Origin of the sequence: Polynucleobacter difficilis, assembly GCF_003065365.1 — a bacterium.
GTDB classification, from domain to species: domain Bacteria; phylum Pseudomonadota; class Gammaproteobacteria; order Burkholderiales; family Burkholderiaceae; genus Polynucleobacter; species Polynucleobacter difficilis.
The window spans coordinates 860,284-884,455 of the sequence record NZ_CP023276.1 but is presented as its reverse complement, the minus strand read 5'-3'; the positions used below and the strand labels follow the sequence as shown (position 1 = coordinate 884,455).

The window sequence follows — 24,172 nt, the reverse complement described above, 5'->3', positions numbered from 1 at the left end:
CTTTAAAAGAAATCAGGATCGCATTGCGATCCTGATTTTCTTGATGCATTGCCTAAAGAGTATTACATCACCAGCCTATCGTCTTTGGAAGCCACAAAGAAATCTGTGGATAGTAAAACACCAAGAACAAAGCAACGCCCTGCATCAACACAAAAGGAATTACTCCTTTGTACAGATGCTTAATCTTCACTTCCGGCGGTGCCACTCCTTTTAGATAGAACAGAGCCCAGCCGAACGGTGGGGTTAAGAACGATGACTGTAAACACACAGTGATCATCATTGCAATCCAAACGGGGTCTGCACCCTGCGCTATGAGCACCGGCAAGAATAGTGGGACAGCGATATAGCTGATTTCAATCCACTCAATGAAGAAACCCAGAATAAAGATGAGCAGCAACATAAACCAAATATCGCTATTGACGCCGCCTGGAATCACCTCAAACATGCCTGCAATTAATTCTTCACCATTTAGCCCGCGGAACGAGAGTGCAAATACTTGTGCGCAGATTAAAATAAACATCATGATGGCACTGATTTTGGTCGTGTCCAGCGCAACCAATTTCAGCTTGGCCCATGAAAAGCGTCCAGAGAAAATAGTTACGATTACGCCACCGATTGCACCCATCGCAGCAGCTTCGGTTGGCGCCGCGATTCCAGCAACAATCGAACCAAGCACGGCAACGACCAGCATGATTGGCGGTACAACCACTTTCCAGAATCGGATCCACAGCTCTTTTCCAGAGACACGGCTGCGCTCTTCTTTGGGTATTGGTGGCATTAGATCAGGCTTGAGCCAGCCCAGAATCAGAATGAAAACGATGTAAACAAGGACTAATAACATTCCGGGGCCAACTGCAGCCGCAAACAGGGTTCCAACCGAAAGCTGCATGATGTCGGAAAGCAAAATCAAGATCAAACTGGGTGGAATGATCTGTCCCAAGGTACCAGATGCACAAATGGCCCCACAGGCAATACTTTTGTCATAGCCACGCCGAATCAGGGTTGGCAGGGTCAATAAGCCCAAGGTGATCACGGTTGCGCCAACGATACCCGTGGTGGCACCCATTAAGGCACCAAATAGAATGATGCCAACTGCCATGCCGCCTTTAACGCCACCAGCGACGTGCCCAATCACATCCAATAAATCATCGGCTAGCCCTGATTTTTCAAGCGTAATCCCCATAAAGATAAACAAGGGTATGGCAAGCCACTGATAGCCCGCAACCACGCCAAAAACTCGTGCCGGCAAGAGGTTGAATAGCACTGGCCCAAAACCCAAATATCCGAACACAAAACCAACGGTTGCGAGGGTAATGGCGACTGGTACACCGATCATTAGCATTACAAAAAAGCCAATGAGCATAAAAATAGCCATGGTTTGCATCTCAAACATGATTGCCCTCGCCTTTTGTTTGGTAGTTCACAATCACGCGACAAAACTCGCCCACACCTTGAAGCACTAAAAGAGAGAAGCCAATGGGAATGAGCGCCTTCACCATCCAGCGGTATGGAATTCCCCCGGGGTCTGGTGACATCTCCCCAATCGAAAAGGATTGGTTGACATACTTAATCGAGAGAAAGATGAATAAGATTGCCACCACCACCGTTAATGCGGCCGATAACAGATCAACATACAACTTTGTTTTGGGTTTGTAATTGGCATAAAACAGATCAACCCGGACATTGTCGCCGCGGAGTAATGCATAACTCATGCCAAACAAGATCAATGCCGCCAATAGATGCCATTCGAGCTCCTGCGCCCATACGGTCCCGAGGCTCATGCTGTATCTCAATGTTACGTTGATGACTATCAAGCCCACAATGGCAAGGGCCACATACGACGTGGCCCTGCCAATGTGATCAAGTAAGCCTTCAATACGCGCTGCGATTGTATTTAAGGACTTTTGCACACGAATTCCTAACTCAAATAATTAAAAAAAATTAGCCGCGTACTTTGTTGTGGTATGTGGCCTCACTGTAAGAAGCCCAAACATCATAGTTCCGCTTAAAAGCAAAATACGAGTCGTGTACTTTCTTTGTCATTGGGTCAGCCGCTGCAGCCGCATCCAAAATCTTCTTCGTTTCAGCGCGCATCGCAGACACAACCGAATCCGGCAGAGGTAATGCAGTTACGCCCTGCTTCTTGACTAGGTCTTCCATCGCCTCTGCGTTATTCCGCTGGCACCATGCTTCGCCGATAACATTACATGCGGCAGACGCATTTTGGACTACGGCCTGCAGGTCCTTCGGCAACTTCTCCCAAGCTGCTTTATTGATTAGGAGCTCAGAAGTAGTTGCAGGCTCATGCCAGCCTGTGGTGTAGTAGAACTTCGCTGCTTTTTGCAAGCCAAGACGACGATCCTGGAATGGACCCACGAACTCAGCTGCATCAATAACGCCACGCTCCAGTGCCGGGAAAATCTCACCGCCTGGGAGTACCTTCACATCGACGCCCAAATTAGCATAGACCTTACCAGCGAGACCAGGGATGCGCATCTTTAAGCCCTTTAGATCCGCTACGGTATTGATTTTCTTTTTGAACCAACCGGTCATTTGCACGCCAGTATTACCGCAAGGCATTGCAACCATGCCAAATGGGGCATAGGTCTCGTTCCAGAGATCAATACCGCCGCCGTCATATAACCAGCCATTCATGCCTTGGAAATTCAGACCAAAAGGTACGGCCGTGAAGTATTGGGCGGCAGCTGTTTTGCCGGTCCAAAAATAACTATTGGCGTGATTCATTTCGACGGTACCTGAACGTACGGCATCAAAGCCCTCAAATGCTGGAATTAACTCACCAGCACCGAATACCTGAATCTTCAAGCGGCCATTGGACATCTCGCCAATGCGCTTAGCAAGGTCCGTTGCGCTACCAGGGCCGTCCATGTAGAAAGGCGACCCTTTTGGATAGGCACTGGTCATTTTCCAGTTAAATGTTTGTGATGATTGCGCTTGCACAATGGCTGGAGCGCCTAAGGTAGCCCCAACAACACCTGCACCAATTCCTGTACTGAGAAACTTACGACGGTTTGTTTTCATAATTGAGTCCTCCTGAAAAAATACTAACTACACAGTAAAGGTTAAAACTTGATGCGCATCAAGTTTTTGTGTATGACTTATGCGCATTACAAGCCAACAAGTTTTCATTTTTGCCACAGAATCAATGTAGTGCATAGCTCTCAGCGTGTACTCAGGACATTCCCTAATTCAGTGCATGACCTGCACTTTTTTTGGGATGATTCTGTCTCATGCTTCAATTTGGTGATTAAAAGAATCTAAACTACTGGTTTTCATTTAGTGGTTAACCGCAATTAAGGAAACACAAAACAATGCAAGCAAAATGGGGTATCCAAGGAATGGCGGTAGCGCCACACTCGCTCGCGTCTGAATCAGCACTTGCTGTGTTGCGCGAAGGTGGTAATGCCTTAGAGGCCATGATTTCAGCAGCGGCAACGATTGCCGTAGTCTATCCACACATGAACTCCATAGGCGGCGACTCGTTTTGGGTTGTGCATGCTCCAGGCAAAGCGATGGGTGGTATTGATGCGTGTGGTGCATCTGCAGGATTGGCGACAAAGAAATGGTATGCAGACCAAGGCATCACTAAAGCCATTCCCTTTCGTGGCCCAGTAGCAGCCAATACGGTTGCTGGAACCATTTCAGGCTGGGGCGCTGCACATGCCTTATCTAAAAAAGGCCTGGGTGGCAAACTACCCTTATCTCGCCTGCTAGAGGATGCAATTCATTATGCCGAAGCTGGTGTGCCTGTCACCTTCAGCCAATCGAGTTTGACTGAAAAAAAACGTTCCGAGTTATCGCCCATTCCAGGCTTTGCTGAAACTTTTTTAGTCAATGGCAAAAGTCCAGAAGTAGGTAGCATTTTTAAGCAAGGCAGGCTTGCTGCCACCCTCCGGCAGATTGCAAAAAGAGGAACCGACGACTATTACCGAGGCGAACTCGCTGAGTTACTTGCGAAAGAATTAACGGCCATTGGCAGTCCACTGCGTTTGGCCGACTTGCATCGCCATCAGGCAAAATTAATTGACCCACTTGAACTCAAACACAGCTTAGGCAATGTCTACAACATGACGCCGCCAACCCAAGGCGTTGTTTCCCTCATGATCTTGGGCATTTTGGATCAGCTCAATTTAAAACGATTTGATGTCGACAGCGCTGAATACGTCCACCACTGCGTTGAGGCAACCAAGCAAGCATTCAAGGTGCGTGACCAACATGTGACAGACCCTGCATACATGGCGCACCATGCGCAGCACTTTTTAAGCCCTGATTTTTTAAAGAATTTAGCGTCGAAGGTAGATGGACAGAAAGCCCTGCCTTGGGGTGCTGGTCGTGGCCCAGCCGATACCATTTGGATGGGCGTAGTGGATGGCGAAGGCCGATGCGTCTCCTTCATTCAAAGTATTTATCACGAGTTTGGCGCTGGAATTGTATTGCCAAAATCCGGCGTGAATTGGCAAAACAGGGGTTGCAGTTTTTCATTGGATCCACACAACCTCAATACGCTTGAGCCGCATCGCAAACCGTTTCACACACTAAACCCTGCCCTGGCATTATTTAAAGATGGCCGATCCATGGTCTACGGCACGATGGGCGGAGACGGTCAGCCACAGACGCAGTGCGCTGTGTTTACGCGTACCGCAACCTACGGCCTGAATCCACAGGATGCCATCAGCAGACCACGCTGGTTACTCGGCAGAACGTGGGGCCAAACCAGTGACAGCCTCAAATTGGAATCCCGCTTTGATAGCAAAGTAGTGTCACAGCTTGCTGCCATGGGGCACGATATTGAAATACTCGGTGATTTTGATGAGACTGTCGGCCATGCCGGTTGCATCATTCGGGAGCCCTCAGGAGTGCTGCGCGGCGGCTGGGATCCACGAAGTGATGGGGCTGTTGCTGCGTTCTAAGCGCTTCGCCGAGAGTGCCTTTAATAAACCCAAGGGATGAGCTTACGTACTCGCCCTTGGTAGTCGGCATAAGTAGAAAACCGCTCTACTAGCCACTGCTCCTCTTTACGTGATTTGATATCAAAGAAGATGGCAATGATCAATACATACAGCCAAACCAAGGCCGATTGCTGAATTAGCCCCCAACCCAAGGACAACACAATCACTCCAAAATAAATCGGGTGTCGTACAAAACGATATAAGCCGCGCTGAATTAGCTCAGTATTTTCTTTTGGTCTTGGTAAAGGCGTTAAATTTTTTCCTAGATTAATTGCTGCTATCAGCGCAATGACGGTACCGAGAATAAAAATACCGTAACCGCACCACAACAGCAAACCCTTAGGGGCATCTATGTTGGCATCTGGATTTAAATGAGCCGGCCCAAAAAAAAGAATCCCCAGCAAAACTGCCTGTACTAGAACAAAACTAATTCCACTACCTCTGGGTGCTTGTACTTGAGGCGCCATCGCTAAACGTACTCAGCCACTTCTACCAAATTACCGTCAGGATCACGCAAGTAAACCGAACGTATCGGACCTAAAGCGCCGCGACGTGAAACCGGACCAACATCAATTGGGATTTGTTGTGCCTCAAGGTGCTTGATAAAGTCATCTAATGGCACTGAGGCAATCAAGCAAAAATCGCCAGAACCAATCGTCGGAATGCGTGCTTTAGTAGGCGTCTCTGTATTGCGATCTTGCAAATTAATTTTCAATTGGCCAAAAAGCAAAGCATGGCGTGGCTGGCCTTCCGGACCCCTAAAAAACTCACGCTCAAAGCCAAAGGCTTTTTCATAAAACTGAGTGGTGATTTCAATGTCCGTAACGGTGAGAACAATGTGGTCAATGCGGTCAATTAAGGTATTCATGAGAGGCTCCAGTGCTGTTATTCAATTACGGCAAAAAAGCGCCATCAGCCTCAAAGGCTTTGAGCGCCTCGCCCGTAATGCCAATTTCGGCCAAGACTGAATTCGTATGTTCGCCCAACAAAGGCGGGTGCATACGAACCTGTTGAGGCGTGCCCGACAACTTCACGGCAAACCCAATATTCGGGACCTTGCCTTCAATCGGATGATCAATTTCCATGCGCATTTGACGGTGCTTGCCATGTTCACTCTCAAATGCTTCGGGATAGGTGTTGATTGGACCCGCCGGAATGCCTTCAGCCAGCAATAGATCGACCCACTCTGCTCCGGATTTAGTCACAAAGGTCTTTTCAAGTTCGGCGACTAGCACTTCACGATTGGCAAGTCGCAATGGGTTCGTGATGAAACGAGCGTCAGTCATAAGATCAGGTCGGTTTATTTTCTCGCAGAGCAAAGCCCACAACTTTTGATTTGTGGCACCCATTACAAAGTAGCCATCGGATGCTTTCATAGCTTGGTAAGGGGCACTCATGTGATTGGCGGTCCCTAGCTTATAGGGCTCCACTCCGGTTCCCCAATACTGCGAGGTATCCCAAATTGAAAATGCCAATGCTGCGTCAAATAAAGAGGCGTCAATAAACTGCCCTTCTCCAGTATTTTTCTTACCAATGTGCGCTGCCAAAATGGCATAGACCGCAAAGAGTGCGCAGCCAATATCGGCAACTGGAACCCCTGCCTTTACGGGTGGGCCATCGGGATAGCCAGTAACGCTCATGACTCCCGACATGGCCTGGGCCATCAAATCAAAACCAGGGCGCTCTGCCCACGGGCCCGTTTGACCAAATCCAGAAATGCTGGCATAAACCAAGCCAGGGTTAATGTCTTTTAAAACGGCATAGTCAATTCCAAGCTTTTTCATAACACCGGGACGGTAGTTCTCAACCAAGATATCAGCGGTCTTCACCAGCTCAAAAAAGACCTGCTTGCCCGCTTTGCTTTTTAGATTGAGGGCGACACTGCGCTTATTGCGGTTCATGTTTAAAAAGCCCATGCTATCGGAGCCCTTCATTTTGAAACCCATAGCGCCCCGGGTCTGATCGCCCGTGCCAGGCGGCTCAATCTTGATCACATCGGCGCCGAGGTCAGCTAGGAGCATGCAGCAGTATGGTCCTGCCATCACTTGACTGACATCCAAGACGCGCACTCCGGCAAGCGGCAGTGGTCGATTGGCAGCCTGCAGTGGCTTATTTACCTGTTGCGTGGAATTTGTCATGGTCTCACTTACTTAAACCGGTTCTTTTATATTTAGAATGAACCAATCGTCTAATATAAATCATTTATGAGCTCAACAACGCCACCCTCCCCCATCTCCAAAGTAGCTCAAGTCCTCTTCTCAGTCGATCAAGGTATTGCCCACATTACCATTGATCATGTAGCCGCGCGCAACGCCATGACCGTAGCGATGTATGAGCGACTGCGTAGCATTTGCCTGGAAATTGCCCAGACGCCAAGCATTCGGGCGGTGATTCTGCGCGGCGCCGGTGGGCAATCCTTTGTGTCCGGCAGTGATATTGCGCAGTTCAGTAGCTTTACCAGCGGCGCTGACGGCATCGCCTATGAGGCGTCGATTGATAGCTACTTTGCGCCTTTAATGGATTTGCCGATCCCAACCGTTGCTGTGGTGGAGGGCTTGGCCGTGGGTGGTGGCCTTGCGATTGCCAGTTGCTGTGATTTTCGGATTGCTACACACGACGCTCGTTTTGGCGTCCCCATTGCCCGTACCCTCGGAAATTGCCTATCCGCTGGCAATGTCGCTTGGCTGATCCATCACCTCGGGGTCGGTATCGTAAAGCGCATGTTGCTTTTGGCTGAGCTTGTGCCGGCGAGTGAATTGCTTGCAAACGGCTTTATTCTGAAAACCTACTCTGCTGAAGAGATCGATGGCGCCGCAAGCGCTTTAGCAAGCAGACTCAGCTCACTTGCGCCGGTCACCCAGAAGGCCTCAAAAGCAACCATTCACCGTATCTTGCGAAGCCAGTTGCCCAATTGCGATGACTTGGTACAGGAGTGCTATGGCAGCGCTGACTTTAAAGCTGGTGTAAATGCCTTTTTAAGCGGAATACCCCCTAGGTGGGAAGGTAAATAGATTTTGACTACCAATCCGGTAAAAAAAACATATCGCCGTCCTAACTCTATATAAGAGGGCTTTCTTCATACTCTCAACTGAGTTCATTTAGGTTAGTACTCAGCTAGACTGCACTGCAGTCGCTAGGGGTAAACCGCTATATGGCTAAGAAGAAATTCAATGAAAAATAGCCCTTTGTTACAAGAATAATACGGCGGAAGACCGCTAGAGTGAGACAACGTCAACAATGCGGTGCAGGGGTTAATTGACCTTTGTCACTTTTTTATTGGTGATTCTCAGCTAGACTCTTTTCGTTCGATGAACTCCTGTATTGAATTTTTGAAGTACCGAATTACGTTTGAGCCAATTTTTTAATGAAGAAGGAAGAAGAATAATGATCAAAAACGCATTGATTGAGAAGTTACTAAAGACCGCGCTTTGCATGTCTTTGGTAACAGGCACTGCAGCAATTGCACAGGAATGGCCAGCTAAGCCTATTACATTTCTGAACCCATTCCCAGCAGGCGGCGGTACTGATGCGTTTGCACGCCCCTTGGCTGCCCAGCTAACCGAGCAACTGGGTAAGCAAGTAATTATTGATAACCGCGGCGGTGCTGGTGGTACCGTTGGCGCCTCTGCTGCAGCTAAAGCAGCACCCGATGGCTATAACTGGTTTGTGGGCGCCACTCACCACACCATTGCTCCTTCAATGTATAAGAACTTGGATTACGACATTGAGAAGAGCTTTATTCCGGTAGCCATGCTTGCGAACGTGCCTCAGGTTTTAGTTGTGAACCCACAAAAAGTCAGCGCGCGCAATGCCAAAGAATTCGTTGAGCTGATGAAAAAGAATCCAGGTAAGTTCAACTTCGCTAGCGCCGGCAGCGGTACAGTGCATCACTTGGCTGGCGAGCTCTATAAAATTCAAACGGGCACCTTTATTACCCACATTCCTTACCGTGGCGCAGGTCCAGCAATGAGTGACTTGTTAGCCGGTCAGGTTGATCTGGAGTTTGATGGTTTGGCAACGTCTGCACCACAAATCAATGCTGGTAAATTGGTTGCGATTGCGGTTGGATCGAAGACTCGCAATGCTGCCATTCCAAATGTGCCTACCTTTGTAGAAGCCGGTATGCCAGACTATATCGTGTCAACCTGGTATTCGTTGTTCGCCCCACGCGGCACACCGAAGCCCATCGTTGACAAGATGATTGCGGAAGTTCAAAAAGCACTCAACACACCAAAGCTCAAAGCAATTTGGGCTGCGAACGGCTCCGAGATTCCAAACCTCTACGGCGAAGAATTCGGTAAGCAAGTGAGCGCAGACGTGAAGCGCTGGGCTGCTGTTGTCGCAAAATCCGGTGCCAAACTCGATTAATTCGGTCTAGCTCCACTGAAAAAGCCGCTGCATCAGCGGCTTTTTTCATGCCCGCTGTGCTATTCTCCGTACTGAGGTCGTTTGACCTCTTGCGCTCGAAGAGCCAGATCGCCTAGAAATACTTAAGGGATCCATTCTGAAAACGCCAGTCGTTTCAGCTCCACATCCTTCTTTCTGATTACCTTTTTAGTTCTTCCTGTTTTCATTTTTTGTTTTATTTTTGTATTGGTTTACATGTTATTCACAGAACTCGGTTTATCCGACCCTATCCTTTTAGCCATCAAAGAGCATGGCTATACCACCCCAACCCCAATTCAAAGCCAATCGATCCCCGCGGTTCTCAAAGGCGGCGACCTATTGGCAGCAGCCCAAACGGGCACCGGCAAAACGGCCGGCTTTACCCTACCCATCTTGCAGCGCCTCATTGTGGGAGCGCCGCCAGTAGCGGGTAGTCGCCGCGCTATTCGTGCGCTTATCTTGACCCCCACCCGTGAGTTAGCTGCGCAGGTCCATGAGTCTGTCATGACCTATGGCAAGTACACCAAACTCAAGTCTGCCGTCATTTTTGGCGGCGTTGGCCCTAACCCGCAACTCAAAGCCATCCAAAGTGGTCTTGATATCTTGGTGGCAACACCAGGCCGCTTATTGGATTTCATGAGTCAAAATGCAGTGTCCCTCAAAGGCGTTGAGATTCTTGTGCTGGATGAAGCAGACCGCATGCTGGACATGGGATTTTTGCGCGATATTAAGAAAATTTTGGCAGCCCTACCGCAGCAACGCCAAAACCTCTTGTTCTCGGCTACCTTCTCTACTGAGATTAAAGCCTTGGCTGATAGCCTTCTCAATTCCCCAGCCCTGATTGAGGTGGCCCGCAGCAATAGCACCAACGAGGCGATCGCCCAAAAGATTCATCCGGTAGACCGTACTGCCAAACACCCGTTGTTGGCGCACTTGATTAAGTCGAATCAATGGGAGCAAGTATTGGTCTTCACACGCACCAAGCATGGTGCCAATAAGCTAGTAACGCAGTTAGAAAAGGATGGCATTACTTGCATGGCCATCCATGGCAACAAAAGCCAATCTGCTCGGACCAAGGCCTTGGCCGACTTTAAGGCTGGCAAATTAACAGCGTTGATCGCCACCGACATTGCTGCCCGCGGCATTGATATTGATCAGCTGCCCCACGTGGTTAACTATGACCTGCCTAATGTGCCAGAAGATTACGTCCACCGCATCGGGCGCACGGGCCGCGCTGGCTCCAATGGTGTTGCGGTTTCCCTAGTATGCGTTGACGAGCATCAAATGCTGCGTGATATTGAGCGACTGATCAAACAAACCTTACCGCAGGAAGTGATTGCCGGATTTGAGCCAGATCCACACGCCAAACCGCAACCCATTCAGTTGCGAAGTGGCCAAGGACAAGGGCAGCGTCAAGGTCAAGGTCGAGGTCAGGGGCAGGCAAGCAAAAAGCAGACTGGAAATGCGCCAAGACCCGGTAACGCGCCACGCCGCCCGCAAGCAAGACCGGCACGTAAGTCTAGTTAAGTGTCTAAACCACGTAGTAGCTGGAAAATTTCGCGATACGCTTTAGGAGGCTTATTCAGCTCCTTTTCTTTTCGCGCATTCCGAATCAGCGTACGGACGTTTTGTACATCCAGGTCTGGAAAGCGCTCGATGAGCTGAGTCAAGGCAGCATCATCCGCAATCAGTCGATCGCGTAGCGCCTCCAGCTGATGTAATTTTGCTGTCTCGACTTTACCGGGACCTTCAATAATTTCCAGTCGCTTTTCAATCGCAGCAATTTCCTCGGCATCGAGTGCGCGCATCAATTTACCGAGATACTGCTTATGGCGCCGCAGGGCTTCAAAGGTTTTAATCTTTTGGGTTTGCGCAATTGCATCGCGAATGTTTTCTTCGAGCGGAACGCTCTTGAGTGCATCGCTACTTAACTTCGATAACACTTCGGCCAATTTTTGGCGCTCAGTCATCTCGCGCTTTAATTCTGACTTACTCGGACCTAGATCGTCTTCTTCGGGTTTCAATGGCATAAGGCATAGTTTAGTCGCAATCCTACCCAGTACCGCGGACAGTCAACTCAGAGCTTTGGTTTGGACGATTTACTGGGTGAAATTAAATTACGTACGTGGTGGGCTACCTTCAGCGCACTCACCGCAAATACCACCAGCTTACGAGCTCCCGCCGGCTTATAGCTCGCCAATAAAGCAAAAGCAGCATACAGCAGAACACGGTTGTTTTGAATGAGCTGTACTACTCCAAGACCGCGATCAACCCATGCAAATGGCTTTTGCCATACGCGCATATCCGCTGCAATGGTGGCACGCTGCGCAGCCGATTTAGCAATCAAGCGCTGCTGCCGCTCTAAGAGCCGATTTAAGCGTGCGCTCATGCCAAGTGATCTCGATCTTTGGCTAGCTCACCCAAGCTAGCTTCAAACAATTTCGGCATCGCATTCATTTGAGCGCGCACAAATAAAGCCAGGATGATCCCAATGGATAAAAAGCCACCCGTCATTAAAGACAATACCAATACCCGATGCGTATCCCAATATAAAACGACGATCAAGATAGCAAGCAGCACGAGACCAAACAACACACTAAAGAGTGCGACGATGACGAGCACTAAAACGGAAAGCAGTCGTTGCCAACCAATCTGAATATCGCTGGAAAATAGCTCTAGACGAGTTTCAATGATCTCGAGCGCAGTCGATCCTATGCTTTTAACCGATGACAGCATTGCCTCTACTGACATGCGAATTCCTTTTAGCGACGGCTAATTAATAGGCCGATCAGCAAACCCAGGCCTGCTGCAATGCCGATGGATTGCCACGGCTTCTCATGGACGTAGGCGTCGGCATCGGCTGCCACGGCTTTGGCTTTTGCAGTTAATTCATCCTGCACATCCATTAAGTTGGTCTTTGCTTGCGCCAATGAATCCTGTGCCTGTGCTCGAATCTGCGCGATACCCTCGCCGCCTTGGTCTGCAGTCGCATGGAGCAATGCCTCGGCATCCGCTACCAAAGTCTTGAAGTCGGCGAGCAATTGCGCCGTATCAACTGGCTCTTTGGCAGCCTTACTGGTATTCGGTGCGTGGTGGGTAGTCATTCTTTATCTTTTCCTCTTTAATGCATTAGCAATACAGTCATGCCCGCATTGCCTATCTTAAACTGACTTAAGTGCTGTTTGAGACTAGCGCGGCGTTTAATTACGGCCTGGTAGCCACTGCTGCCAAGCGCTAGATCTTCACCAAAATGGTACTCGTCTACCCGATCCGAGAAATAATTATTTTCCAGGGCATCGCGCAAAACCCATTTAATCTTGCCGCCAGAGCCGCTGGAGCCGTAGCCATGAATCACAATCAAAGCCCGAATACCAGCCTCACTGGCAGCGCGCACATGCTGCGTGAGGCGATCCAGGGCCTCTTCTGCCGTTGGGCCGCCCGCTTCTAAATTAATGACTACGGTATCGGTGAGGGCCTGCGGTAAATCGGTACTGCCGCAATGCGTGCAATGGCCCATTAATGGTCGGGGATTGCCGCAATCGAGGCATTCTGCAGGCAGGGACCGCTGGATTTTAGGCATTGGGGCACTATACCGAAGGACATGGCCCCCATAAGCAAAAGAAGAAGGGGTGAATCAACGGACTCACCCCTTCTCTTGATCTTGCTATTGGGCCTATCCTAGGCCAATTTGCCGCTTATTCCCAGCCGCCGCCTAAAATCGAGTGCTTCTTATAATGCTCATTTGCCTCAACCGAAGACTCCTGGATGATGCTCACTAAGTTGCTGAATTTATTGATCATTTCGGATAAAAATGAGGTATTTAGTTCAATTTTTACAGAAGGGTTTGCGATAGTCTGATTCATATAATGCTCCGATTTAAGGGTTAATATCTAAGGGTTAATACTTAGATCATACCTGATTTCGTTGCAGTGCGTCAGACTAGGATGATTTGGCCAGCGGTAGGTTAAAAAGCAGGTTTTGCGGCTTTAACTTGAGCTCATTTTTCTCGTTCATTGCAATCGCCATATACACGTTCCGTCCTGCAAATTCTGGGCGCGTATCGGTGGAGTTAATAAACTCCAAACGAAACAAACACAATAAGCGAGCCATATCGGGTTCATCAACAGACTCTTTGTTGTACAGCGCATTCAGAATTTCAGTCGAGGCCGCATCCAAACCCACATGCCATACCCAATTCGGATCGCTCACCTCTTTCAGGGGTTTAATTTTGACGTCGACTCCTAAAAAATGGTGAATCCATTTTTGCAGCACACTGCAAAAACTGCGTGTGGTCGGCTGACTATAGTTAAGCTGAACCGCAAAATCAAAATCTTCAGTGCGTTCCCAGTAGTTGCTGGCATTTTCTTCATGCAACACATCCAAATCAACCGATTGTGAAGCCATCGTGCCTTGCTTGAGTAAATCCACAATGCTGCCAAACTCATCAGCCTTAGCGCTGCGCTCAATCGTCTGGGCATCGGCGGCCATTACCACTCCGCCCTCCTGAATCGAAATCGCCTGTGTTCTAAAAAAGAGTTCTGCCATGCGAACTTCAAGTGGCGCAGCATCTTCACCCAGAATGTGCTGTAAAAAGACTTGAGTTAACTGGCTAATAAACAAAGGGGGAACATCAACACCATCGCCCTCAAACAAGCTCATGTAAAAAGATTCAAGCGAAGATGCCTTCAGTAGCTTGCTACGGTAACGCAGCCAAATGCCGTAATTAACTTGGATATCGGCATCCTGCATCTGGGCAATTTCTGCCTCAGTGATTTCGGCCCGGGGGTTTTCAAGTAAACGCTGATGCAGAGCTTGCTCCACCGCGCAGGATTCGGGTATTAAAGCGAGCTCAGGACGATCTAAGTAGGTACGCAAAAAATCGTCCGTCACGATTAGCTGGTTATCAGGACTAATGCGAAGGTGACGATACGGGCTACTGGACCAATAAGAAGGCATAAAAACTCGCTCAGCAAAAAATCAAAAAGGAATACAACACCTGCGATTGTCACCTAATTTGGGGCGCTATCGAATGTGGGCATGTTTAATTTAGTAAATTACACATAAAAATACGGTAAGAATCATCAAAAATGTAACAATAATCGTATGAATGCCATTCGCTCCCTGCTCATTACCCTTGTTTTATTTGCCTCGGCCGCAATCAGTGCCGGACCGCTAACTCCCGGCCTGGTTGTTGCCATCAGCGATGGCGATACCATTACCTTGCTGACAGAAGACAAGCGGCAGCTCAAAATTCGGCTGGTTGGAATTGATACCCCCGAAAAGAAACAAGCCTTTGGCACAAAAGCCCGTGATCATTTAGCCAGTCGTATTTTTAAACACGATGTGGAAGTGGATTTGCGAAAACAAGACCAGTATGGGCGTCACCTCGGCGTGATTTACATTGGTGGCGTCGACATTAATCAAAGCATGATTCAGGATGGCTACGCGTGGTTTTACAAACACTACGCAAAAGAGCAGCCCAAGGAAGAAGCTCTACGCTACGCAAAGGCAGAAGCCGATGCACGCTCAAAGCAACGGGGTTTGTGGGCTGATCCCAATCCGGTGCCACCCTGGGAATTCCGAAAAGAGGCTAAAGAAGAGGCGCGCGCAGCAAAAGCAGCCAGCAGCTATCGTTTCTGAATGTAGTAACCGTAGACGCAGCGCGTCCCGCCGCGCGCTGGATTATGCGTGTCGTGAATTACCCCATCAATGACCGCACTGAGGTGTTTGGATACCTTCACAATCAGTCTTCCAGCGGGTATCTCCGTAGAGCGCATATGCACTTGGCAACCCTGCCCCACCGCCATCGTTGGCACCCATTCAAATCCTAAGCTCAAAATGTAATCATGAAAAACGGAGCGGTGGTTGCCGTTGCGCGGTGTTGAACCCCGTACTGCAATCTGTTTAGCTAGGCGACTACTGCGATGCTCAGCATAGTGTGCATTGGCATTGCGCAGGGCCTCGTAGACCTCAAGGTAGGGTCGTTCGGCGGCGATGGCAATGGCCCTCACCACGCAATCCCCAGCCCCACCCTGGAACCCCGCAGCCACTCTGCCACCGTCGTTACGCACAAAACCAAGGGCTGCAGCAGGCTGGCCAGAGAGAAAACGGTAAATGCGCTTGAACATTACTTCACGAGCGTGTGTTTATGGCTTGCCCAAGTAATCCCGTTTACCAATCTCAACGCCGTTATGGCGCAGTATGGCAAACGCAATTGATACATGAAAGTACACATTGGGAATGGCGTGACCCAATAAAAACTGCATGCCGGTGTAATGGGTTTCTTTATCGCCCCGCTTGGTCACGATGGCCTTATCTTCGGTTCCATCGATCTGAGCCGGAGTGAAGCCCTCAATGAAGGCGATGGTTTTGGCAATCCGCGCCTGTAGTTCGGCTACGCTCGTTTCATTGTCCTCATATGCTGGAATATCAACCCCAGCCAAACGGGCAACTACCCCCTTGGCGGTATCACTGGCAATTTGAACCTGCCGAGTGAAATTGAGCATATCCGGAAAGAGCCTAAATTGCAGTAGCGCCGCGGGATCGATTTTCTTGGCATCAATGTAGGCTTGGGTTTTATCCAAAATAGCGGATAAATTGCGCATGCTATTGATGAGGCGTGGCGCGCTGGCCTGGTACATGGAAATAGTCATAAAAAGGGTCGATCCAGTGAGTTGAGTGGATATCAGCATACTCGACTTAAAATACGGTTTTCACTTTTCTTACCAAAGCGCCCATGGAACTCCTGCCCTGCATTGAGATGCAAACCTCCGATAACCCAACCGCCGCCATCATTTGGCTACACGGCCTTGGCGCCGACGGCAATGACTTTGCCTCGCTTGTCCCCCAATTGGACTTAAATGGCCTTCCCGGAATCCGCTTTGTCTTTCCAAGCGCGCCAAGCATGCCGGTCACAGTCAACGGCGGCTATGTGATGCCCGCCTGGTACGACATCATCGGCAGAAGCGATAGTGATCCAGAAGATGCCGGTGGTATTCAGAATTCTGCCAAAGCCATCGGCGCCCTCATCGAGCGGGAAGCGAGCCGCGGCATTGTTTACCAGAACATTGTGTTGGCCGGCTTTTCGCAAGGCTGTGCGATGGTACTGCATACGGGCCTGCGCTTTCCACAGCGCCTCGCCGGCATTATGGCGCTCTCTGGCTATCTACCTTTAGCTTCGAGTGTATTAGCTGAGCGCAATCCAGCCAATCAAGATACGCCCATCTTCTTAGCGCATGGCGACTGGGATGCAGTGATTATTCCAGAGCGCAGTGAACGTTCACGGGATTTTCTGCAGGCCAATGGCTACGATGTGCAGTGGAAAAACTATCCAATGGAGCACTCCCTACACCCGATCGAGGTAATTGATATTGGGCATTTTTTACGGCGTGTGCTGACAATGCATGGCTAAACAATGCGGTTGATTTATTTATTTGAATCGGATGTCCACTCCAGAACGAGATGGTAGGTGACCGCCAGAAGAACCGGCCCTAAGAATGCGCCAATCACTCCAAATGCAATCACTCCGCCCAGCACACCCAAGAACACCACTACAAAGGGTAAGTTCGAGCCCCGGCTAATGATGAAGGGCTTGATGATGTTATCAACCGTGCTGACCAGTAAGAAGCCCCAAGCTAAAACAAAAATGGCCCAGCCCGTTTCGTTTTGCTGAAACAGCCAGAATGCAGCGCCGCCCCAAACTAAAGGCGGGCCGACTGGCACTACCGATAAAAAGAAAGTAATGAGGCCAAGTAATATTGCGGATGGGATGCCTGCTATCGCAAAGCCAATGGCTGCAAGCACGCCTTGCGCCAATGCGGTACCCAATACACCGTAAATAACACCATGTACGGTTTCGCCAGCGACGGCAATCAGACTTTCGCCCCGCTCCCCGCTCAGGCGCTTTGCAAATACCGAGAGCTTGCTGGATAGGCTGCTGCCATGCAAAAAGAAAAAGAAGGTTAAGAACACCGACAGCGCCATATCGAGAACGCCCTGCAAAGCAACCCGACCACTCGCTAATGCGAATGCTTGTATCGGAGCTGCAAGAGTTTGTATCTCAACTTTGAGTCGCGCTTTATCGTGAACAAATTGCTGCAGGTAATTTTCGATCGCGTCACCAAAGACAGGAACGTAGTGTGGCCACTGCAATACCTCCTCTGGCAAGCCGTCCTGAAAGCTGGCAATGATATTGGCGCTGAGGTCGCTGATGTTATCGGAGAGTGCAAGCGCAACCGCAGATATAGGGCCTAGCAACACTACCGTTACAAGCAAGGTCATGACCGTCGCAGTCAGCAGGCGGCGATTACCAAATATGCGATCGAGGCGTTTAAAAATACCCCAGGTACTTGTTACTAAGATGATGGCCCAAGCCAATGAAGTTAAGAAAGGCCAGATAACTAATAGGCAACCGACCCCAAGCCCAGCTAAGGCAAGAATGACTGCAAGTCGGTTGGTAATAATTGGGTTCACAGTCAGGATTTTGCTTTCATTATTTACGACGGCCACCTTGAATAGATTGATGCCAAGAAAAAACAAAGAGCCCCAATACAGGGGCTCATATGCACAATCTGGCGGAGACGAGATCCGTCGAATTATGATTTATGAAACTTCACTAATGGATATATAAATCCTTGAAACCCAATAAATACGGGTACTTTAAGTTACTAAACTCTATAGCACTCTATCAGCATCTACGATAAAATTGGGTACTGATGTGGGTACTGGAGAGCGAAATGGCAGCAGAGAAAATACTTACCGAAGCAAGCTGCAAAGCTGCAAAACCAAAAGCAAAGCTTTATTACTTAAACGATGGTGCAGGATTGCGTCTGCGCGTCAGACCTGATGGAAGTCGCACATGGATCTACCGGTATCGCCTTGGCGGTAAAGAGAAGTCGGCTGGACTTGGGAGCTACCCCACAGTCTCACTTCAGGTCGCACGCGCAAAAGCATTGGAATCTCGAGAGCATGTAGTTAAGGGTGACAGCCCTTCTACCGCAAAGCGCATAGCTAAGGCCAGCAGAATAGTCAAAGGTGAAGAAACTTTCGGTGCTATAGCAAGAGATTGGCTATCGCGCAATCAATCTGAATGGAGCTCACACCATTACGAACGAAATGAAGGTTTGTTGCGTCGCTACCTCCTCCCTGATTTGGGGCGCCTCCCAATTGATTCAATCAAAGAAGCATACCTATTTGCAATTATTAAAGCTGCCTACGATAAAGGCAAGAAGGAGTCGGCCAGACGCGCAAGAGCGATAGCGGCCCAAGTATTTTCTTTTGCTCGCGACACCCATCGCGGGACTATCAATCCAGCCAGGGATATGGCTGATAACTCCTATCTAAAAAAACCGCCCGTAAAACATTTCGCAGCTTTACCCCAGGATCAGGTTGGTGACCTCATTAAATGTTTAAGAAAAACAGGGGAGGAGCAAACACTTGATCCGAAGACCGTTTGCGCAGTTCAAATGGCAATCTATACAGGGCTACGTGATAACTCCATTCGAGGAGCCCAATGGAAGGAAATAAACCTCCAAAATGGCACTTGGGCAGTTCCATCATCCAGAATGAAAAGCGGCAGAGAACATGCCATACCCCTTCCAAAACAAGCTATCGCCGCCCTCACAAACTTAAAGAAACTCACATACAGAAATGATGAAAGCTTAGTATTCCCAGGTGGCGGGAAGCACAAAATAATGTCTGAAAACACAATCAGACATGCACTGCACAGTTTTGGATTCAAGGTAACCACCCATGGCATGCGGTCTTTAATTACTGACGTGCTCAATGAAAATGGGTTTAATCCAGACGCAATTGAAAGACAACTTGACCACGCAGAGAAAAACCAAGTGCGCCGAGCCTACCTACGCTCCAATTTTATGGATGAACGAATCAAAATGATGCAATGGTTTGCAGACTGGTGTGATGCAAAAGCTACGGGCAACCAAACGAATGCGAATGTTACTTCACTTAGGGCAGCTTAAATATGGCTAAAAAAGGTTACGTAACTCGACATGTCATAGAGGTTGCAATTACCAATCATCTTGTTAAATGCGGCAAAACAAGCAAGGAGGCGACGGAAAAATCTCGCAACTACATTTCAGATTTTAAAAAGGAGGTTCTCGATCCAATAAGGTCGGAAGTCATTTTGAATGAAGGCAACCGAGAGCGTGAGCAATACAGATGCCAAGACCTTGGTGAGTGGCTATATAAACGTCGAGGGCCATTAAAAGAGTTCCGCACTCCCGCGTGCCCTTTCAAGGCAATCTTTAATGTGTCCGTAAACGAAGTTATCGAGATTAGCGCAATCCCCACAGACCTTAGCGATGCAGAACGAAATGATCCCGATGCTATGTTTGCCATAACAATCGAAAAATCTTTAGAAATTGAAAAGCTGAAAGTGGAGATCGCTAAATATAAAGAAAAAGAGGCGGCAACCAAAAAAAGACAAGGCATGAACTCTAGGGGGCGCCCAAAACGCTAGGTAATCTACGCATTGTTGTATAGGAAATACATAGCCAACTTAAAGCAATCCTATATTTTTCAATGGAGTCTTCATAACCACTGAGGGCTCCATAAATGCCAATAAAAATCTATCGCATCAAAGAAGTTTGTGAAATCACAGGCCTAAGGCCATCTTCGATTTACAAACAAATCCGACTCAATCTATTCCCCCAAGGGGTCAAGCTCACAGCAAGAAGTACGGGCTGGCCAAGTGACGTAATCGATGCGTGGCTCAAATCTCGCATAGCTGGAGAACGTCTATGAGCACCAAAACAAAAAGAGCTAGATCTGGGCAGTCACCCTGTCTAGCTCTAAACCCCTACCAATCGAATATTAATAAGGAATTGTCTCCATGTTATCAACTTTAAACCCAAACCACAAACCGCTGTCTTCACGTCGAATTGAGACGCTGCCGCACTGGCAGCAAAATATTATTTCATCAATAAAGAGCCTAAAGCACGCAGCTGGTATTGAGCCATACACAAATAGTCGATTCAATAAGAGGGCCGTACAAAGTCTTCGGCCTTATATCCCATACCTAATACATGAGACGCTAACTCCAGGAATATTCATCCTCGTCAATAGGGATTACAGGCCAATAGGTATGCATTGGTCAGGGATGGTTGACTACAGTCAATACCCGCATCTCCATATATCCGCCACTGATGTGGCAACAATCAAAGCTCACTATTACTTATATCAAGGCTGGTCTTGTAGTGTCGATGGCAATTTCTTTATGGATGGCTCCTCCCCTTGCATCTCTAAATATCACGCAGAGAAACTTGTGCGCCGCCTAGAGACAATCATTGAAGCCCTTAACCCGGGGGTCAAAATCCAATGAACCCACTAATCTCACAATACGTAGAACATGGTTACGCTCTAGTACCCATCCCCAGGGGCGAGAAAGGTCCAAAAGGCAAAGGATGGAACGAGCGTGAAAATGTAGTTACAGAGCCAGGACATGCTGCGGCGATTAACGGAAATGTTGGGATCGCGCATCTTTATTGTTCGCCGTCAGCTACTGCAGCACTGGATATTGACGATTTCAGTTTAGCCAGTAAATACTTGGCTGACAGGGGCGTGGACTTGCGGGCTCTCTTGGATGCTGATGATGCATTACAGGTAAGTTCTGGTCGCAGCAACCGGGGTAAGCTGTTGTATAGACTGCCCCTAGAGGTTGGCCCCATGGAAACCTACCAGATTAGCGATCCAGAGACAAAGGCTATGGTCTTGGAGTTTCGTTGCGCATCAAGCAACGGGAAAACCGTTCAGGATTTACTGCCACCCTCCATTCACCCGGAAACTGGCGCAGAATATAAATGGGCCGGCAAGGGAGATTGGCGCCACATTCCCATGATCCCTAAGCAGTTGTTGCAGATATGGCAAGAGAGAGCGGCACCAAAAAAAATAGCTGCGGAAGGTGGCCCTCTATTCAACTCACTATTGCAAAATTCAATAGCCAGTACCAGCCTACTTCCTGTTGATATTCAGAATTTAAGAAGCGCCCTACTTCATATTCGAGCCGATGATCGTAATGACTGGATTAAAGCTGGTTTGGCACTTAAAAATCTTGGTGAGGTTGGTCGCGGCTTGTGGATAGAGTGGTCCATGACCTCCAAAAAGTATGAACCCCTCGATGCTTCTGACACATGGGACTCACTGAAACCAACAAGCATTGATTACAGGCATATATTCTCCGAGGCTCAACGGCAAGGCTGGACAAATCCCGCCAAACGATTTGATATTGAAATGGCAGCAGGAGCAGCAAATCAAGATGGCTGGCCAGAACCTCAAAAGCTACCTGGTGAATTGCTCCCAGTGCTCGAGCTCGATCCAGAGTGGCTTCCTGAAGGATTGCGAGCTGGGTGTTTAGATATTGCCGAACGGCTTAGCTGCCCTCTTGATTACGTTGCCATCCCTGCAATAGTTGGCGCCGGTACTGCATTAGGAAATACAGTGGGCATTCTCCCCAAAGAGTTCGATGACTCCTGGGTGGTTCATGCTGGCTTCTGGGGAGGCATCATCGGCTCGCCTGGCAGCATGAAAACTCCTGCTCTAAATGCATCGCTCAAACCACTTCAACACCTTGAAGAAATGGCTGCAGCACAATACAAAAGAGACTATGCGCAGTATCGGACCGATAAGGCAGCCTTTGATAAAGCAATGGCAAGTTTTAAGAGTGAAAAAACTACAGCGTTCCCAGTAGAGCCAACCAAACCCGTAAAAACTCGATACATAGTTAATGATGTGACCTACCAAGCATTAGGCGAAATACTGGCCGAGAATCCACGCGGAATCCTTGCCCTGGCAGATGAACTCTCCGGCCTCCTTCAATCACTGGATACACCTGGACAAGAAGCTGCGCGTGGCTTTTACTTATCAGGCTGGGGTGGCCAGGGAAATTACACCTTCGATCGCATCACAAGAGACTCTATTACTCTTACTAGATATCAGTTAGCAGTATTTGGCGGATTTCAGCCTGACCGAATTAAATCCTACGTGCGACATGCTCAAAGTGGAAACTCTAAAAATGATGGCTTACTGCAGCGGTTCCAGCTACTCGTTTGGCCAGAACATGTTGGGGACTATCAGCATATTGATAGACCGGCCAATAAAGAAGCGCTTACACAAATGACTAAGGCAATCACCTCCCTAAACCAACTCGGCAATATCCCACTTGCCGGTTCGAGTAAAAATTCAGCAGGAGTATCGCTGCTACATTTTGATAGTTCAGCACAGAAGATATTTAATGACTGGTATCAGAAGAATGAAGCAATGTTGCGCACTGGATCCCTAGCCCCATCAGAACATAGTCATTTTGCAAAATACCGCAGTCTAGTGCCAGGATTAGCTTTACTATTTCACTTGATAAACGGTCATCAGGGGCCGGTTTCAGAAGATAGCCTCGGAACAGCGCTTCAATTTGCCAGATACCTTAAGTCCCACGCTAAAAGAACATATGGGTCAGTAAATGGATTGGACTCTGCACCCGCAAAAGCGCTGGCCAGGAAGTTGCTGGAAGGTAAATTAGTAGATGACTTTACTCAGCGCAGCGTTCTTCATAAGGGATGGGCGGGTTTGTCAAATAAAGATGCAGTACTTCTAGCGGTAAATGCTCTGGTTGAACATAACTGGTTAACTGAGCATCTATCTGAAAACAGCGGAAGAAAGACAACTATTTACAAAATAAATCCGCGCATTGCTGACACATATTTATGAGTATGACTTTCGTAGGTTTTGTGGGTACCCCCCTGCTATGTTTTTTGGATTTTTTTCAATTAACTATAAACATGGTGGGGGTATACCTACGAAACACACGAAATGGTCGAACAGATCCTTTTAATACGGGAAATAAAAAAATTAGCTCTCCAAAGACCCCCTACACCATATGTTTTTATATGTCTAAGGCTTTACCATGCTGCCAAGTGTATTAAATGGTGCCAAACGATGCCAAGTCTTGACTAGACTTGGGAGGCGCTGCAAGAACCCGTGCGCATATAAATCCCTACACGCTTGCGCCATACATCAACCCCAACATCCACGCAAAGTACCCAAAGGCATAAATCATTGGCGATATAAAAATGGAGAAAGAACCAAAGAAGCCGAGGCCGACCATAGGCTTTCCGCGACTATCCTCCTAACCTTGAGGGACATTGGTGACTCAATAGGCATGTTTCATGGGGGCTATACACGAGGTAGAAAGCCTAATGGTTATATAAAACTTGATATGAATGAGCCAGAACAACTGATTTCAGCCATTCATACGGTCACTCGAAAGAAAATGCAAAAGTAGCTGAATATTTGGATAAACGCTGGTTTTGCAATGGCTGCTATCGACCCAAAGCGGACCTTGGCGGAACATGGCTCCACTAATCAACGATAGCAATCCGATTACTTAACAACAGCCCAATCTATAGGCTAGATTGAGGTGATTTAACTTATAAATTAAATCTTGCTGTAATCACTTTCGCCTTTATTTTGATAACTGCTATGGCCTTAGCCCCTTTGGGAATAGCGAAATTACCTTTCACTTCCAATTTCCCTTCATTAGGCAGTAGCTCGAAATCTTTTTTATCTGATCCAATTAAGACTGTCAGCTTTGCGGTCCCACCATCTATAGGTATCGGTTTACCGTGGTCCGTCAAATACAGCGATAAGCTATCAGGCTTTGCAACCAATTCAACATCAATGTCCTTAGCCTCTACTATGACACCGCCATGCATTGGTTTTAATTCATGGCCAGCTCCAGCTTGAACTAAGCCAGTAAAACTGATGAGCAAGGTTGCAATCACCATCATTGATTTCATATAAACCCC

At 48.3% G+C, this 24,172-nt stretch carries 27 protein-coding genes; 10 read left to right on the top strand and 17 right to left on the bottom strand.

Annotation, left to right across the window (positions count from 1 at the left end):
• Positions 1-67: 67 nt before the first annotated feature.
• Genes AOC34_RS04525 through AOC34_RS04515 form a run of 3 tightly spaced genes read right to left on the bottom strand, consistent with a single transcriptional unit; the run spans position 68 to position 3,042 of the window.
• A complete protein-coding gene (locus tag AOC34_RS04525; RefSeq protein ID WP_108468967.1) occupies positions 68-1,393 on the bottom strand; it encodes a TRAP transporter large permease in 1,326 nt (441 codons plus the stop codon).
• Complete coding sequence (locus tag AOC34_RS04520; protein WP_108468966.1) at positions 1,386-1,910, bottom strand: TRAP transporter small permease subunit; 525 nt, start codon at positions 1,908-1,910, stop codon at positions 1,386-1,388. Before AOC34_RS04520 ends, AOC34_RS04525 begins: the two co-directional genes overlap by 8 nt.
• A 31-nt stretch (positions 1,911-1,941) precedes the next feature.
• Entirely contained in the window at positions 1,942-3,042 is a 1,101-nt protein-coding gene (locus AOC34_RS04515; protein WP_108468965.1) for a TRAP transporter substrate-binding protein, read from the bottom strand.
• A 290-nt stretch (positions 3,043-3,332) separates the two neighbouring features.
• On the opposite strand from AOC34_RS04515, the gene AOC34_RS04510 reads away from it, so the two are divergent.
• The gene (locus tag AOC34_RS04510; RefSeq protein ID WP_108468964.1) at positions 3,333-4,931 is read left to right on the top strand and encodes a gamma-glutamyltransferase family protein; all 1,599 of its coding nucleotides are present in this window, start codon (positions 3,333-3,335) and stop codon (positions 4,929-4,931) included.
• A 20-nt stretch (positions 4,932-4,951) separates the two neighbouring features.
• Here the strand turns inward: AOC34_RS04510 and AOC34_RS04505 are convergent, their stop codons facing one another.
• The 3 genes from AOC34_RS04505 to AOC34_RS04495 are packed head-to-tail and all read right to left on the bottom strand — an operon-like array spanning position 4,952 to position 7,108.
• The gene (locus tag AOC34_RS04505) at positions 4,952-5,437 is read right to left on the bottom strand and encodes a methyltransferase family protein (RefSeq protein ID WP_108468963.1); all 486 of its coding nucleotides are present in this window, start codon (positions 5,435-5,437) and stop codon (positions 4,952-4,954) included.
• A 2-nt stretch (positions 5,438-5,439) separates the two neighbouring features.
• The gene (locus tag AOC34_RS04500) at positions 5,440-5,838 is read right to left on the bottom strand and encodes a VOC family protein (protein WP_108468962.1); all 399 of its coding nucleotides are present in this window, start codon (positions 5,836-5,838) and stop codon (positions 5,440-5,442) included.
• Positions 5,839-5,863: 25 nt separating this feature from the next.
• Positions 5,864-7,108, bottom strand: a complete 1,245-nt coding sequence (locus AOC34_RS04495) for a CaiB/BaiF CoA transferase family protein (RefSeq protein ID WP_108468961.1) — start codon at positions 7,106-7,108, stop codon at positions 5,864-5,866.
• A gap of 66 nt (positions 7,109-7,174) precedes the next feature.
• On the opposite strand from AOC34_RS04495, the gene AOC34_RS04490 reads away from it, so the two are divergent.
• The 3 genes from AOC34_RS04490 (at position 7,175) to AOC34_RS04480 (ending at position 10,883) form a co-directional block, all read left to right on the top strand.
• Entirely contained in the window at positions 7,175-7,981 is an 807-nt protein-coding gene (locus tag AOC34_RS04490; RefSeq protein WP_108468960.1) for an enoyl-CoA hydratase/isomerase family protein, read from the top strand.
• 421 nt (positions 7,982-8,402) lie between these two features.
• Positions 8,403-9,338, top strand: a complete 936-nt coding sequence (locus AOC34_RS04485; protein WP_234408172.1) for a Bug family tripartite tricarboxylate transporter substrate binding protein — start codon at positions 8,403-8,405, stop codon at positions 9,336-9,338.
• A 234-nt stretch (positions 9,339-9,572) separates the two neighbouring features.
• Positions 9,573-10,883, top strand: coding sequence for a DEAD/DEAH box helicase (locus tag AOC34_RS04480; RefSeq protein ID WP_108468958.1), 1,311 nt, complete (start codon positions 9,573-9,575; stop codon positions 10,881-10,883).
• On the opposite strand, the gene yjgA is transcribed toward AOC34_RS04480, so the two are convergent.
• The 7 genes from yjgA to AOC34_RS04450 form a co-directional block, all read right to left on the bottom strand.
• Positions 10,880-11,386 (bottom strand): ribosome biogenesis factor YjgA, encoded by a 507-nt coding sequence (yjgA, locus tag AOC34_RS04475; protein WP_108468957.1) that lies wholly within the window; start codon positions 11,384-11,386, stop codon positions 10,880-10,882. The genes AOC34_RS04480 and yjgA overlap by 4 nt on opposite strands.
• Positions 11,387-11,433: 47 nt before the next feature.
• Entirely contained in the window at positions 11,434-11,745 is a 312-nt protein-coding gene (locus AOC34_RS04470; protein WP_108468956.1) for a YqjK family protein, read from the bottom strand.
• A complete protein-coding gene (locus AOC34_RS04465) occupies positions 11,742-12,107 on the bottom strand; it encodes a phage holin family protein (RefSeq protein ID WP_108468955.1) in 366 nt (121 codons plus the stop codon). The genes AOC34_RS04470 and AOC34_RS04465 overlap by 4 nt, the downstream gene beginning before the upstream one ends.
• Positions 12,108-12,118: 11 nt before the next feature.
• Positions 12,119-12,460: a DUF883 family protein gene (locus AOC34_RS04460; RefSeq protein ID WP_108468954.1), complete on the bottom strand. Its 342-nt coding sequence runs from the start codon at positions 12,458-12,460 to the stop codon at positions 12,119-12,121.
• 17 nt (positions 12,461-12,477) lie between these two features.
• On the bottom strand, positions 12,478-12,936 hold the full coding sequence (locus tag AOC34_RS04455) for a Smr/MutS family protein (RefSeq protein WP_108468953.1): 459 nt from the start codon (positions 12,934-12,936) through the stop codon (positions 12,478-12,480).
• A 115-nt stretch (positions 12,937-13,051) separates the two neighbouring features.
• Complete coding sequence (locus AOC34_RS10220; RefSeq protein ID WP_159074811.1) at positions 13,052-13,219, bottom strand: hypothetical protein; 168 nt, start codon at positions 13,217-13,219, stop codon at positions 13,052-13,054.
• 76 nt (positions 13,220-13,295) lie between these two features.
• Positions 13,296-14,312: a DUF6352 family protein gene (locus AOC34_RS04450; protein WP_108468952.1), complete on the bottom strand. Its 1,017-nt coding sequence runs from the start codon at positions 14,310-14,312 to the stop codon at positions 13,296-13,298.
• Positions 14,313-14,459: 147 nt separating this feature from the next.
• On the opposite strand from AOC34_RS04450, the gene AOC34_RS04445 reads away from it, so the two are divergent.
• Positions 14,460-14,996 (top strand): thermonuclease family protein, encoded by a 537-nt coding sequence (locus AOC34_RS04445; RefSeq protein ID WP_108468951.1) that lies wholly within the window; start codon positions 14,460-14,462, stop codon positions 14,994-14,996.
• On the opposite strand, the gene AOC34_RS04440 is transcribed toward AOC34_RS04445, so the two are convergent.
• Positions 14,984-15,484: a hypothetical protein gene (locus AOC34_RS04440; protein WP_234408154.1), complete on the bottom strand. Its 501-nt coding sequence runs from the start codon at positions 15,482-15,484 to the stop codon at positions 14,984-14,986. The two genes, AOC34_RS04445 and AOC34_RS04440, sit on opposite strands and share 13 nt — an antisense overlap.
• A gap of 18 nt (positions 15,485-15,502) precedes the next feature.
• On the bottom strand, positions 15,503-16,009 hold the full coding sequence (locus AOC34_RS04435) for a DUF1993 domain-containing protein (RefSeq protein ID WP_108470047.1): 507 nt from the start codon (positions 16,007-16,009) through the stop codon (positions 15,503-15,505).
• An 83-nt stretch (positions 16,010-16,092) separates the two neighbouring features.
• On the opposite strand from AOC34_RS04435, the gene AOC34_RS04430 reads away from it, so the two are divergent.
• On the top strand, positions 16,093-16,767 hold the full coding sequence (locus tag AOC34_RS04430; RefSeq protein WP_108468950.1) for an alpha/beta hydrolase: 675 nt from the start codon (positions 16,093-16,095) through the stop codon (positions 16,765-16,767).
• A gap of 14 nt (positions 16,768-16,781) precedes the next feature.
• Here AOC34_RS04430 and AOC34_RS04425 read toward each other — a convergent pair whose 3' ends face one another.
• Entirely contained in the window at positions 16,782-17,828 is a 1,047-nt protein-coding gene (locus AOC34_RS04425) for an AI-2E family transporter (RefSeq protein WP_108470046.1), read from the bottom strand.
• A 263-nt stretch (positions 17,829-18,091) separates the two neighbouring features.
• On the opposite strand from AOC34_RS04425, the gene AOC34_RS04420 reads away from it, so the two are divergent.
• From AOC34_RS04420 to AOC34_RS04400, 4 genes are all read left to right on the top strand, one after another.
• Positions 18,092-19,336, top strand: a complete 1,245-nt coding sequence (locus AOC34_RS04420) for a tyrosine-type recombinase/integrase (protein ID WP_159074810.1) — start codon at positions 18,092-18,094, stop codon at positions 19,334-19,336.
• A gap of 2 nt (positions 19,337-19,338) precedes the next feature.
• A complete protein-coding gene (locus tag AOC34_RS04415) occupies positions 19,339-19,836 on the top strand; it encodes a hypothetical protein (protein ID WP_108468948.1) in 498 nt (165 codons plus the stop codon).
• A 95-nt stretch (positions 19,837-19,931) separates the two neighbouring features.
• A complete protein-coding gene (locus AOC34_RS10395; protein ID WP_108468947.1) occupies positions 19,932-20,120 on the top strand; it encodes a helix-turn-helix transcriptional regulator in 189 nt (62 codons plus the stop codon).
• 573 nt (positions 20,121-20,693) lie between these two features.
• Positions 20,694-23,075: a DUF3987 domain-containing protein gene (locus AOC34_RS04400; RefSeq protein ID WP_108468945.1), complete on the top strand. Its 2,382-nt coding sequence runs from the start codon at positions 20,694-20,696 to the stop codon at positions 23,073-23,075.
• Between the two features lie 719 nt (positions 23,076-23,794).
• Here the strand turns inward: AOC34_RS04400 and AOC34_RS04390 are convergent.
• Positions 23,795-24,163: a hypothetical protein gene (locus tag AOC34_RS04390; protein ID WP_108468943.1), complete on the bottom strand. Its 369-nt coding sequence runs from the start codon at positions 24,161-24,163 to the stop codon at positions 23,795-23,797.
• Positions 24,164-24,172 lie beyond the last annotated feature (9 nt).